The sequence below is a fragment of the Nocardia vulneris genome (genome assembly GCF_001613425.1).
In the GTDB taxonomy this organism is placed as follows: domain Bacteria; phylum Actinomycetota; class Actinomycetes; order Mycobacteriales; family Mycobacteriaceae; genus Nocardia; species Nocardia vulneris.
The window spans coordinates 158,103-170,662 of record NZ_BDCI01000021.1 but is presented as its reverse complement, the minus strand read 5'-3'; the positions used below and the strand labels follow the sequence as shown (position 1 = coordinate 170,662).

The 12,560-nt window shown below is 70.2% G+C and carries 9 protein-coding genes and 1 pseudogene; 3 read left to right on the top strand and 7 right to left on the bottom strand.

The annotated features are described in order from the left end of the window. Positions 1-2: 2 nt before the first annotated feature. Positions 3-1,160 carry a DNA recombination protein RmuC gene (locus NVU01S_RS22810; protein WP_014988032.1) on the bottom strand — a complete coding sequence of 386 codons (1,158 nt, stop codon included), beginning with the start codon at positions 1,158-1,160 and terminating at the stop codon, positions 3-5. Positions 1,161-1,396: 236 nt separating this feature from the next. Between NVU01S_RS22810 and NVU01S_RS22805 the strand changes: the two genes are divergently transcribed. Beyond that, positions 1,397-2,575 carry an exonuclease SbcCD subunit D gene (locus tag NVU01S_RS22805; RefSeq protein WP_043666057.1) on the top strand — a complete coding sequence of 393 codons (1,179 nt, stop codon included), beginning with the start codon at positions 1,397-1,399 and terminating at the stop codon, positions 2,573-2,575. 34 nt (positions 2,576-2,609) lie between these two features. After that, positions 2,610-5,858, top strand: a complete 3,249-nt coding sequence (locus NVU01S_RS22800; RefSeq protein WP_043666287.1) for an AAA family ATPase — start codon at positions 2,610-2,612, stop codon at positions 5,856-5,858. A 3-nt stretch (positions 5,859-5,861) separates the two neighbouring features. Here NVU01S_RS22800 and NVU01S_RS22795 read toward each other — a convergent pair whose 3' ends face one another. From NVU01S_RS22795 to NVU01S_RS22780, 4 genes are all read right to left on the bottom strand, one after another. Next, positions 5,862-6,407 (bottom strand): methylated-DNA--[protein]-cysteine S-methyltransferase, encoded by a 546-nt coding sequence (locus tag NVU01S_RS22795; protein ID WP_052280290.1) that lies wholly within the window; start codon positions 6,405-6,407, stop codon positions 5,862-5,864. Continuing rightward, complete coding sequence (locus NVU01S_RS22790; RefSeq protein ID WP_156161459.1) at positions 6,407-8,029, bottom strand: DNA-3-methyladenine glycosylase 2 family protein; 1,623 nt, start codon at positions 8,027-8,029, stop codon at positions 6,407-6,409. Before NVU01S_RS22790 ends, NVU01S_RS22795 begins: the two co-directional genes overlap by 1 nt. A 92-nt stretch (positions 8,030-8,121) precedes the next feature. Further along, complete coding sequence (locus NVU01S_RS22785; RefSeq protein WP_370466206.1) at positions 8,122-8,283, bottom strand: YbdD/YjiX family protein; 162 nt, start codon at positions 8,281-8,283, stop codon at positions 8,122-8,124. A 98-nt stretch (positions 8,284-8,381) separates the two neighbouring features. Beyond that, on the bottom strand, positions 8,382-10,670 hold the full coding sequence (locus NVU01S_RS22780) for a carbon starvation CstA family protein (protein ID WP_014988026.1): 2,289 nt from the start codon (positions 10,668-10,670) through the stop codon (positions 8,382-8,384). A 318-nt stretch (positions 10,671-10,988) separates the two neighbouring features. Between NVU01S_RS22780 and NVU01S_RS44955 the strand changes: the two are divergent. Next, positions 10,989-11,154: pseudogene (locus NVU01S_RS44955) on the top strand (hypothetical protein); the annotation flags it as partial. Positions 11,155-11,211: 57 nt separating this feature from the next. Here the strand turns inward: NVU01S_RS44955 and NVU01S_RS22775 are convergent. Next, a complete protein-coding gene (locus tag NVU01S_RS22775; protein ID WP_014988024.1) occupies positions 11,212-11,634 on the bottom strand; it encodes a VOC family protein in 423 nt (140 codons plus the stop codon). Between the two features lie 10 nt (positions 11,635-11,644). Next, positions 11,645-12,481, bottom strand: a complete 837-nt coding sequence (locus tag NVU01S_RS22770) for an AraC family transcriptional regulator (RefSeq protein ID WP_043666050.1) — start codon at positions 12,479-12,481, stop codon at positions 11,645-11,647. Positions 12,482-12,560 lie beyond the last annotated feature (79 nt).

Genomic DNA, 12,560 nt, shown 5'->3' with positions numbered 1-12,560 from the left:
GGCTAATCGTCGGCGTCGGCGAACCCCACGGCCCGCGGCCACACGTCGACCCGCTGGATTGCCGGCACCTCCTGCTCCGCTATTTCCAGGTCGTGCAGTTTGCGCGCGGTGACCATCACCCGTGATTCCACCGATGCCACGGTGTAGTTGAAAGCGTCGACGGCCTTACCGAGTTGCGCGCCGAGCCGGTCCAGATGCCGGCCGGTCATACCGAGCCGGGCGTACAGCTCCTTACCCAATTGCTGAACGGTTGCCATATCCCGGGACAGTGCTTCTTGCCGCCAACCGAAAGCCACCGTGCGCAGCAACGCGATCAGCGTGGTCGGCGTAGCCAGGATCACGTTGCGGCCGAAGGCGTACTCGAGCAATCCGGAGTCGGTGGTGAGCGCGGCGTCCAGGAACGGATCGCCGGGCACGAACAGCACGACGAATTCCGGCGCCGGATCGAAGGCCGCCCAGTACGCCTTGTCGGCCAGTTGGTCGACGTGGGCGCGCAGATGCTTCGCGTGCCGGATCAGATGTTCGGCCCGGACGTCGGGGTCCTCGACCGTGCTGGCGTCGAGGTACGCGCTGAACGGCACCTTGGCATCGACCACGATGTGCCTGCCGCCCGCCAGGTTCACCACCAGGTCGGGCCGGACGGTGCCGGTGCGGTCGTTGGCGCCGTCCCCGCGGGCCGCCCGCGACACCTGCGTGTCGAAATCGCAGTGCCGCGTCATGCCCGCGAGCTCGACCACGCGCTCCAATTGGATCTCGCCCCACCGGCCGCGCACCTGCGGCGCGCGCAGCGCCGCGACGAGCTGACTGGTCTGGCTGGTCAGCTGCAGCGAGGTGCGCTGCATGCCGGCCACCTGCTCGCGCAGGCTGGAGTAGGCGTTGATGCGATGGTGCTCGACCTGCTGGATGTGCTGGTTCAACGCGCCGACCGCGTCGCGCAGCGGATCGACCATCGCGCCGATGGCGTGCGAATGCCTGCGTGCCGCATCCTCGTTCGCCGCGTTGAGCGATTGCCGCAGCAGCCGTTCGTTGTCCGTCGCCGCGGCCAGTCTCGCCTCTGCCGCCACCGCGCGTTGCCCGGCGCGCGCGGCATGGCCGAGCCAGCCGAGCCCAACCCCTGCGGCGAATACCAGCATCAGTGCGACGAGCATCGGTGCGGTCATAGCGCCGATAGTGCCGCACGACACCGACAAGAACGCCCGCTCGGCAATCCACCGGCACCGTGTCGGCAAATACGGCCTGGCGCAAGCCCGCTCGGGCCGGTCGGTGAATCCGTAACGGGGCTTACGCAACCCGGCCTGCGAAACTCCGTGGACACGCCGCGTGAAATGCGCCGCTATCCGACACGGCGGGCTCGGCAATTGAATTCTGTCGGTGCCCTCGCCTACGGTCTCGCGGCATGCGGATGCTGCACACCTCGGACTGGCACATCGGGCGCACGTTCCACGGGGTCGATCTGCTGGCCGATCAGGCTCGGGCACTGACCGCGATCGCGGAGCTGGTGGCCGCGGAGTCGGTCGACGTGGTCGTGCTGCCCGGGGACGTGTACGACCGGTCCATTCCGAGCGCGGACGCGATCGCGGTGTGCAACCGGGGGTTCGAGGCCATCCGGGCCGCGGGCGCCGTGATCGTCGCCACGTCGGGCAACCACGATTCGCCCGCGCGGCTCGGGGCGGGCGCGAGTTTCGCGGCGGCGGGCGGACTCCATCTGCGCACCACCGTCGCCGATGCCGACCGCCCGGTACTGCTGGACGACGCGCACGGCCCCGTGGCGTTCTACGGTATTCCGTACCTGGAACCCGAGATCACCCGCGCGGAACTCGGTGTGCCGCAGGCTCGTTCGCACGCCGACATCCTGGACGCGGCGATGGCCCGGATCCGGGCCGATCGCGCCCGGCGCCCGGGGACGCGCGCGGTGGTGCTGGCGCACGCCTTCGTCGTCGGCGGTGAGGCGACCGGTTCGGAGCGGTCCATCTCGGTGGGCGGTGTGGAGACCGTGCCGATGTCGGCGTTCGACGGCATCGACTACGTCGCGCTCGGGCACCTGCATTCACCGCAGACGCTGTCGGCGGCGGTGCGCTACTGTGGATCGCCGCTGCCGTATTCGTTCGCGGAGAGCTCGCATCGCAAGGCGGTCTGGCTCGTCGACCTCGATGCCGCGGGGCTGGGCGAGGTGCGTCGTCACGACCTGCCGGTGGTCCGCGGGCTCAGCAAGCTCACCGGCACCCTGGACGACCTGCTCACCGACGTGCGGCACGATGCCGCCACCGACGATTACGTCTCCGCGGTGCTCACCGACTCGGCCCGGCCGGTCGACGCCATGCGTAAGCTGCGCGAACGCTTCCCGCACGCGGTGCATGTGGAGTGGGTGCGGCCGGAGGGCAACCCGGAGCTGCGCTACCGTGAACGGGTGCACGGCCGCCGCGACACCGAAGTAGCGCAGACCTTTCTCACCGATGTGCGGGGCGCGCCCAGCGCGGGTGAAATGGCTTGGCTGGAGCGGGCACTCGCGGCCGCGGTCGCCGAGCCCGACCGCGTGCTGACGGCGGCGGAATCGGCCACGGAACTCTCGGCGTGAGCGCCCGGGCCGGGGCGTGCCCGGCGGCGGCCGCATGAGGCTGCACCGGCTGGAGATGACCGCGTTCGGCCCGTTCGCCGAGACCACGGTCATCGACTTCGACGCGCTCGGTGCCGACGGACTGTTCCTGCTGCACGGGCAGACCGGCGCCGGTAAGACCACGGTGCTGGACGCGATCGCGTTCGCGCTGTACGGCAAGGTCCCGGGCGCACGTGGCGAGAGCAAGCGCCTGCACTCCGATCACGCACCGGACCAGACGCCCCCGCAGGTGATGCTGGAGGTGACGCTCGGCGGTCGCCGCATCCGCCTGACCCGCATCCCCGAGTTCGAACGTCCCAAGCTGCGCGGCACCGGGATGCGCACCGACCCGGCCAAGGCCACGCTGGCTTGGCTGGACGGGCGAGGCGAAAACCTTTCCCGGATACCCGATATCGGAGACGAGATCATCCGGCTGCTCGGGATGAGCGCCGATCAGTTCTTCCAGGTGGTGCTGCTGCCGCAGGGCGACTTCGCACGATTCCTGCGGGCGGAGAACGAGGATCGGGAGAAGCTGCTCGAAAAGCTCTTCGACACCGAACGATTCGGTAGCGCCGAACAGTGGCTCGCGGACAAGCGCCGCGCCTCCGCCGCCGACCTGGAGGCGCGCAAACAGGGCATCGACCGGTTGATCGCCAAAGTCGGTGTCGCGGCGGGGGTCAGCGCCACCGAGACCGTCGGTCCGCTCGAGGCGGTCGGCTGGTCACAGGACCTGCTCGCCGCCGCGCGTGCCGAGCTGACCGGCACCGCCGCGACAGCCGAACGCTGCCAACAGGAGTCGGCGCGGGTGCAGGCGCGCGCCGAAGAGCAACGCCGCCTGCACGACCTGCTCCGCCGCCGCGCGGCTGCCCACGCGCAACTCGAGCAGTACACCGCGGCCGCCGGCCACCGCGCCGCGGCGCGCGCCGAACTCGACGCCGCCCGACGGGCCGAGCCGGTCGTCACGGCGATCGATGAGGCCAGGGACGCGGTCATGCTGATGCGCGCCAAGGAGAACGAAACCGCCGGTACGGCACGCCGTTTGGCCACGCATCTGCTGGAGCCCGGTGCGGCGGATCTCGGCGGCGCGGAGCTGATCGGTGTCGAAGATTCGCTCACCGTTCGCGACGACGCCGATATCGATGCCGCGATCCGCCGCTGGAGCGCGCAGATCGGCGGGTTGGACGAGGTGCGCGCCGATGCTGCGGCCGTGACCGGACTGCACCGGGAACTGGGAGGGTTACGAGCCGAGAGCACGGCGCTCATCACCCGGATCGCCGACCTGACCAAGCGCCGCGACCAGCTGCCCGAGGCCCTCGCCACGCTCGAGACCCGGCTGCGCGAGGCGACGAGCGCGGCCGCGACGCTGCCCACCCTGACCGCCGAATGCGAACGGCTGCAGACCGCCGCCCTGGCGGCCGTCGAACTTGCCTCGCGCAGAACGAATCTCGATCACGCCAGGGTCGAGTTCGAGACCGCCCGCGCCGCGCACAACGACGCCAAGGAACGGGTCCTGGACCTGCGCGAGCGCCGGTTGGCGGGCATGGCCGCCGAACTGGCCGGCGGCCTCGTCGACGGCACTCCGTGCGCGGTATGCGGATCTGCGGATCATCCCGAACCCGCCCGCCCCACCGCCGACGCCGTGTCCAAGGACGCCGAGGACGCGGCGGTGACCGCCGAACGCGCGGCCGAAGACGCACGCGACCGGGTGCACGCCCGAATCACCGGTCTGGAACGCGAGATCGAGGCGCTCATCGCCCGCGGCGGCGACGCAGACCGAGTCGAGCTGGCGGCCGCCCTGCGCACAGCCACCGATCGCTACGAGGACACCGCCGAGCTGGCGTCACTCGCCGACGGGCTGACCGCCGAGCTCACCCGCCTGCGCACCGACGAGACCCGCCTGCACGACGAACTGCGCGAAGCGGATTCGCGGCGCAGCGCCGTCGCCGCGAACATCGTCGCGGCCGATACCCGTCTCGTGGAACTCACCGAGCGCCTGCGCGTCGCGGCCGGCGCGGACGAAACCATCGAGCGCCGCCGCGCCCGCCTCACCGCTCTGGTCACCGACAGCAGTGCGCTGCGCGACGCCCGGGCCGAGGCCGCCGCGGCGCGGGAGAAGGTGGCGGTCATCGCCGATCGTGTCGAGAACCTTGCCCGCGCAGCGGGTTTCGTGCCGGACGAGCCGCGCTGGAACACCGGTGACGGCACAGCGCAGCGCGGTGCGGTCCTGCAGATCACCGACGACGCCGAGGCCGCCTGCGCTCGCTCGGCCGCTGACGCGACGGGCGACGAGCGGACCTCTGACCCTGGAACAACCGGCAGCGCGAGCATCGGTGGCGAAGGTATCTCGGGCACCGCCGCGACCGATCCGGACGCCGCACCGCGCGATCACGTGGCGCGTTTGACCGCGTACGCCCGCGTCGTCAACGCGGCGAGCCGAACCCCGCAGCGGCAGCAGGAGATCGACGCGGAACTGGCCGCCGCCGACAACGCCCGCGCACACGCGCAGGCTGTGCTCGCCGAGCCGGAGATCCAGGCGGCCGCGACCCGGGAGCCGGGTGATCTGGCCGAACTCGAGCAGTTGGTCGAAGCCGCACGCAAGCAACTGAATGCCGCTGTCGCCGCGCACGCGGAGGCGAATCGGCGGGTGAGCCAGCTGGAGGAGCTCGGCGGTCAGCTCTGGGGCGCGGTGGACCGGATCGCCCCGCTGCAGCGCACGCACGACGAACTCGCCGGGCTCGCCGAGGTGGTGGCCGGGCGGGGCGAGAACAATCGCCGGATGTCGCTGCGCTCTTACGTTCTCGCCGCCCGGCTGGAAGAGGTGGCGCAGGCCGGCTCGGTGCGGTTGCGCCGAATGTCGGCGGGCCGTTACGAATTCGTGCATTCGGACAAGGCGGGCCCGCGCGGCCGCCGCGGTGGGCTCGGCCTGGACATCCGGGACGACTACACCGGTGCGGTCCGTCCCGCCAAGACCCTGTCCGGCGGCGAAACCTTCATGGCCGCACTGTCTTTGGCTCTGGGCCTGGCCGACACGGTGGCCGCCGAATCCGGCGGCATGGTGCTGGACACCCTGTTCATCGACGAGGGTTTCGGCGGCCTGGACGCCGACACCCTCGACGCGGTGATGGGCGTCCTCGACGAACTCCGCACCGGCGGCCGCGTCGTCGGCGTCGTCAGCCACGTAGACGAAATGCGCCAGCGCATCCCCAGCCGCCTGCACGTCCGCCGCGGCCGCACCGGCTCCCACCTGGAAGCCACCGTCGCCTGACCGCTAGCTGCCGCAGGCTTCGTGATCGAGTAGCCAGCGTTTGATCGGCAGGCCCCAGCGGAAGCCGCCCAGGGCGCCGCCGATTCGGTGGATGCGGTGGCAGGGGACGAAGAGGGCGGCTGCGTTGCGGGCGCAGGCGTTGGCGGCGGCGCGGGTGGCGTCGGGGCGGCCGGCGATGGCGGCGAACTCGGTGTAGGTGATCGGGCTGCCCGCGGGGACTTTGCGCAGTACGTCCCAGGCGTGCAGGAGGAATTCGCCGGAGTGCTGGCGGACCGGGACGGGGTCGATCGCGGTGAGATCGCCGCGGTGGTAGTCGAGCACGGCCTGGGTCACCGCACCGAGCGAATCCCGTTGGCGCAGTTCGGTCGGGCGCAAGGACGGGTGGATCAGCGTGCGCAGGTTCTGCGCGTCGGTGGTCCACCCGGCGGCCAGCACCTGCCCTTCGGTGTCGACAAGCGCGGTGAACGGGCCGATCGGGGTGTCGGTCGTCGCGAAATCCGCAGTGCTGGTGCCGATTCGGCGCGTGGCGGGTGGTACGGCGGTGGTCATCACTGGCTCGCTTTCGCGGCGGCGGACTTGGCCGCGGCGGATTTGGTGCGGTCGGCGCGTTCGGTCAGCGCGGCCTTCCACAGATGCATGGACAGGTAGGAGCGCCACGGCGCCCAGCGTCCGGTATCGGCCAGGTCGACGCCGAGCAGCGCGGCGCCCTGACGGACCACCAGGTCGGTGTTGAGCAGCACATCGGGATCGGCGAGCAGCCGCATGGTCACGTAGTCGGCGGTCCACGGGCCGACGCCGTCGAGTGCGAGCAGGTCGCGGCGCAGGTCGGCGGCGGTGCGGCCCTGGTGCAGTGCGAGTTCGCCGCCGGCCAGCGCCTCGGCGACGCCGATGATCGAGCGGACCCGCCGGGCCGGGCCGGTGAGTACCTCGGCGCCGCGTTCGGCGATGGTGGCCGGGGTGGGGAACAGCAGCGGAATGGGCCCCTCGACGCGTTCGCCGAGCGCCTCGACCAGTCGTGCGGTGTGCGTGGCGGCGGCTGACACCGAGATCTGCTGGCCGATCATGGTGCGCAGCAACAATTCCGGGCCGTCGAGGCAGCCGGGAACGCGAATGCCCGGACTGAACACGGGCGGCCTGGTGCCGGTCGCGCCGGGCAGGTCTTCGGCGTCCGGCGGCGCGCCCGCGCCCGCGTCGGGCAGCCGGGTGGTGCCCGGGTCCGCGAGCTCCGGTGCCGGAAGGTCTTGTCCCGCGCTGACACCCAGCACCTCGTCGATGCCTACCGGGTCGGCGTCGAGGTCGAGCAGGTGCCGCAGGCGCGCGACGGTCGGCGCGAGATCGCGCATGTCGTGTAGTGCCAGTTCCGCGCGGACGTGGTCGCGCTGGAAGCTCAGCCGCGTGGTCGCGTGCCCGTGCGGGGTGCGCAGATTCCTGGTGTAGGAACGGTTTTCCCACAGTTCCATGCCGGGGGCCACGTGCGAGGAGAGGAACCATTCGAGCCAGGCGCGGTCGAGCGGCTCCCGGTAGGGCAGGCGCAGGCTGAGCGTCCCGTTGACCGGCGGGGCCTGGCGGCCGTTCGAGCCGGCCTTGGTCCGGTGCGCTTCGGTGCGCATCGTGGTCGGGCTGACCGCGAACACCTCGCGCACCGTGTCGTTGAACTGCCGGATGCTGGCGAAGCCGGCCGCGAAGGCGATGTCGGACATGGGCATTGCCGTCGTCTGGATGAGCAGCCGCGCCGTATGCGCCCGGTGCGCGCGGGCCAGCGCCAACGGACCGGCCCCCAATTCGGTGGTGAGCACGCGGGTCAGCTGCCGCTGCGAATAACCGAGGGTGGCCGCCAGCGCGGGGACGCCACCGCGTTCGATCACGCCGTCGCCGATCAGCCGCATCGCGCGTGCGGCCAGGTCCGCCCGGGTGTTCCAGAGCGGTGAGCCGGGGGCGGCGTCGGGCAGGCAGCGGCGGCAGGCTCGGTACCCCGCCTGCTGTGCCGCGGCGGCGGTGGGCAGGAACGAGACGTTCGCCCGTTTCGGGGTGATCGCCGGACACGAAGGGCGGCAATAGATTCCGGTGGTCCGCACCGCGGTGAAGAACTGTCCGTCGAATCGGGAGTCTCTGGTCGACACCGCCCGATAGCACCGCTCGAAATCCAACACCGTGATCGTCACGCTCACCACAATGTCATTTGGAAGCAATCTCCGCTAGCGGGAATCCGCCATTATCGCTGTCGAGTCGCTGAGCTGCGCGGAGCTTCGATACATGCTGGAAGTCAGCAGCAGCGGTTCTGCGGATTGCTGTCGGCGTCGGCATGCCGGATGCGCCAGTACTCCCGTTCGGTGGGTATCGCACAGCCGGGATGGTTGCGCGTCAGATGCGCGACGTAGCGCTGGTAGTCCTGACCCCCGAGGATCGAGTTGAACCACCAGCCGATGTTGCGAACCGCTGTCGCACAGGCGTTTCGAGCGGCCCGCAGGCGCCGCAGGACGGCCGGTCGAGCCGACCGGCCGTCCTGCGGAATAGCGCTGAGCGTCAATGCAGGGCCTTCGCCGCGCCCGGTGGGCGGACCTTCCCCGTGGCGATCAGGGCGTTCCATTCCTGCTGCACTTCTTTCTCCGTGGCGGTCGCGAGGAAGCCCTTCGGCGCGAAGATCTTCGACGGTTCGTCGGGCGTTTCACTGCTCTCGCCGCCGCCCGCGCGCCAGGCGCGCACGCAGACCAGTACGCCGACGATCGCCACGACCAGCACCAGCACCGCGAAGATGATCGACAGGCTGCCCTGGATGAAGCTGTTGCGGACCACCTTCTCCATGTCCTCGGCCGTCTTGGCCGGTGCCACAACCTTTCCGGCGTCGAGCGCCGCGCTGTAGATGCTGTGCTGCTTCCAGTAGCCGATCTTCGGGTCGGCGGAGAAGATCTTCTGCCAGGACGCGGTCATCGTCACGATCAGGTCCCAGACCAGCGGGATCGCCGGAATCCAGGCCCATTTGATCAGGCCCTTCTTGATCACGATGGTCAGCACGACGGTGAGCGCGATCGCCGCGAGCAACTGGTTGGAGATGCCGAACAGCGGATACAGCGTGTAGATGCCGCCGAGCGGATCGGTGACACCCATCAGCAGCACCGAACCCCACGCGGCGACCACGATCGCCGAGCACAGCCAGGCGCCGGGCCGCCACGACGGATCCTTGAACTTCTTGGCCGGTCCGCCCAGGTTGCCCAGCGAATCCGACAGCATGAAGCGCGCGACGCGGGTGCCCGCGTCGATCGTGGTGAGGATGAACAGCGCCTCGAACATGATCGCGAAGTGGTACCAGAACGCCTTGAGGCCGGTGCCGCCGAGGAAGCGGTGCAGCACCTCGGACATGCCGACCGCGAGCGTCGGCGCGCCGCCGGTGCGGGACACGATGCTGGTCTCGCCCACGTCCTTGGCCGCCTGCTCCAGCTGACCCGGGGTGACCGGCGGGCCGCTGAGCCCGAGGCTGTTGGTGTAGGCCGCAGCCTTCTCCGCGGTGCCGCCGGTGACACCGGCGCCCGCGTTCATCGCGAAGTAGAGATGCTGGTCGATGATGCTGGCGGTGATCATCGCCATCACCGCGACGAACGACTCCATCAGCATGCCGCCGTACCCGATCATCCGGGCGTGCGACTGCTTCTCCAGCAGTTTCGGCGTGGTGCCCGAGGACACCAGCGCGTGGAAACCGGACAGTGCGCCACAGGCGATGGTGATGAACAGGAACGGGAACAGGCTGCCCGCGAACGCCGGCCCGTTACTCGAACTCGCGAACTGGGAGACCGCGGGGGCCTTGAGTACCGGCATGGTGATCAGCACGCCGACCGCCAGCAGCACGATGGTGCCGATCTTCATAAAGGTGGACAGGTAGTCGCGCGGCGCGAGCAGCAGCCACACCGGCAGCACCGAGGCGATGAAGCCGTAGGCGATGAGGAACCAGGCGATGGTGGTGCCCGACAGCGTGAACCAGTCCTGGCCCCAGCCGGATTCGGCGACCCAGTTACCCGAGATGATCGCGAGCATGAGCAGCGCGAAACCGATCAGGGAGACCTCGCCGACCTTGCCGGGGCGCAGGTAGCGCAGGTAGACGCCCATGAACAGGGCGATCGGGATGGTCATCGCGATGGAGAACACGCCCCACGGGCTGCCGCCCTGCAGCACGCCGTCCTTACCCGGAGTCGCGGCCAGCGCGTTCACCACGACGATGCCGAGCACCGCGAGCAGGATCATCATGATCACCAGCACCGCGACGATGGCGGCGATACCGCCGACCACGCCGAGCTCGTCGCGCGCCATCTGCCCGAGGCTGCGGCCGCGGCGGCGGGTCGAGGCCCACAGCACCAGGTAGTCCTGCACCGCACCGGCGAACACGACGCCGAACACGATCCAGAGCGTGCCGGGCAGATAGCCCATCTGCGCGGCCAGGACCGGGCCGACCAGGGGGCCCGCGCCCGCGATGGCGGCGAAGTGGTGCCCGAAGAGCACCCGCCGGTCCATCGGCATGTAGTCCTTGCCGTTCTCCAGGATCTCGGCGGGCGTGGCCTGATCGTCGCGCGGCTTGGTGATCCGGTGTTCGATCAGCCTGGAGTACAGCTGGTAGGCGAGCACGTAGGTACAGACCGCCGCGACCACGATCCACACCGCGTTGACCGACTCGCCCCTGGCGATGGCCAAGACGGCCCAGGCGATCGCGCCCACCACGGCGATCACCGCGAAAATGGCCTTTTTGGTGGGGGTGATAGGCGAACGGTCCACGACACCCACGGGAGGGAGGTCGGGATCAGTCCGGAGGTATTCGATGGTCGCCATGCGAACTACTCTCCCGTGAGATCGAGCTTGACTTGCTGAAACGTTGACAACGTAGCTGAACTGAAGCGCGCTCGAGCCGGACTTAGGGAAGTCTGAACATTCGCTGCATTTCGTTCTCGGCGCGGCGACTCGCCCTGTGTCTTCCTACGAGTCGCGGCGCGCGGTGGGTACGGGTGGCCCACGTGACGCTGTGCTCCGGCGGAGCCTCGGTCGAGGTCCCCGGTGTTCGCCGGTGCGGCTGAGCGTGTTCCCTCGCCCGGCGATGTTGCCATCCGTATGCTGCCATGCTGGCTCGGGCATTCGTTGGTCGGACCCACCGTGGAGGAGGCGGCGATCCTCGACGGCTGCACCCCGTGGCAGGTCTACTGGCACGCTCCTGATGGCCACGGCGATGGTCATCCTGCTGCCACTGCTCGTCGTCTACGCGATCGCGCAGCGTGCCTTCATCCACGGCATCGCCATGTCGGGCCTGGGTGGCCGCTGAGCGAACGGCCCGCACCCCGCGGTCGCCGGGCCGTTCGAAACAGCTAGGGCAGCAAGGCTATTCGCCCCAGTAGGTGCCGAAGCTCCACAGGTTGCCCTCGGGGTCGCGGACCACGAAGCCGCGCGAGCCGTAACTCTCGTCCTGCAGGCCGCGGATCACCTCGGCGCCGGCGGCCGCGGCGCGCTCGAACAGCGCGTCGGGGTCTTCGCAGACCAGATAGACCGAGTCGTTGCCGGGCAGGCGCTTGCCGAAAACGCCCGCGTCCTTGCACGAGCTGCCGAACATGATGCCGCCGCCCAGCGGCCAGCGCATTTCCGCGTGCTCGATCACCGAGGGATCGTCTTCGCGGGCGTACATCGCGGTCTGCACGAAGCCGAACGCCTCGGCGAGGAAGGTGGCCATGGCTCGGCTGTCCCGGAAGGTCATGGTGGGCCAGACCGCGGTGCGGGTGGTGATATCGGTATTCGCTGGATTCGTCATGCGTCCAGCCTCACTCGGCCGACCCCACGCCGTCTTGGACGGATGGAACCTCTTCGGCCAGCCAGATCGTCGGGCTGGCGCCCGCGAGTTCGGCGAAGTCGCGGTTCAGATGCGCCTGGTCGTAGTAGCCGCACGCGGCCGCCACCTGGGCGATGGAGATATGGGAAGGGGTGCGCTGCAGCATCCGCCGGGCCCGCTCGAAGCGGGCGATCCGGGCCGCCAGCTTGGGGCTCAGCCCGAACTCGGCGCCGAAGCGGCGCGCCAAATGCTGTCTGCTCCAGCCGATCTCGTCCGCCAGCGCGCCGACGGCCAGCGTGCCGCCGGACCCGACCACCGTGCGCCACGCCCGCGTCAGTTCCGGCCCGACCAGTCGTTCGGGCTGCGCGATCCGGCCCAGGATCCGGTCGCAGGTCGCGAAGCGGGCGGCCCAGGTGGCCGGGCCCTGCAACCGCTCCCACAGCTCGGTGCCGACCGGTCCCACGACATCGGCCAACTCGACCGAGACATCCCAGAGCGCCGCCGCGGGCGTCCCGAACAGTGCCCGGCTGCCCAGCGGGGTCAGCGCGACCGCGACACCCTCCTGATGACCGGTATGCGAGATGAGCGCGGAACTGGCCTGCAGTCCGCCCAGCGAACATCGGTAGTCCTGGGGCGACTGCCGCGGATCGGTCTGTGCGACAACGTCGATGGTCGGCCCGATGCTGACGATGAACGTCATGTGCGCGGACGGCAGGCCCCGGTGCAGGCCCGCCGGATACCCCACCATCCGGTAGCCCACGTAGTGGTCGATGAACCGCGCGAGCACCGGCGCCGGTCGCGCCGTCACCATCTCGGTGCTCGGCTCCATGCAGGTCACGCTACGCCTCGCGGACCGCGGCGCAAGGTGGCCCGGCGCTTCACCGGCACTGCCGCCCGGCGGTGAGATG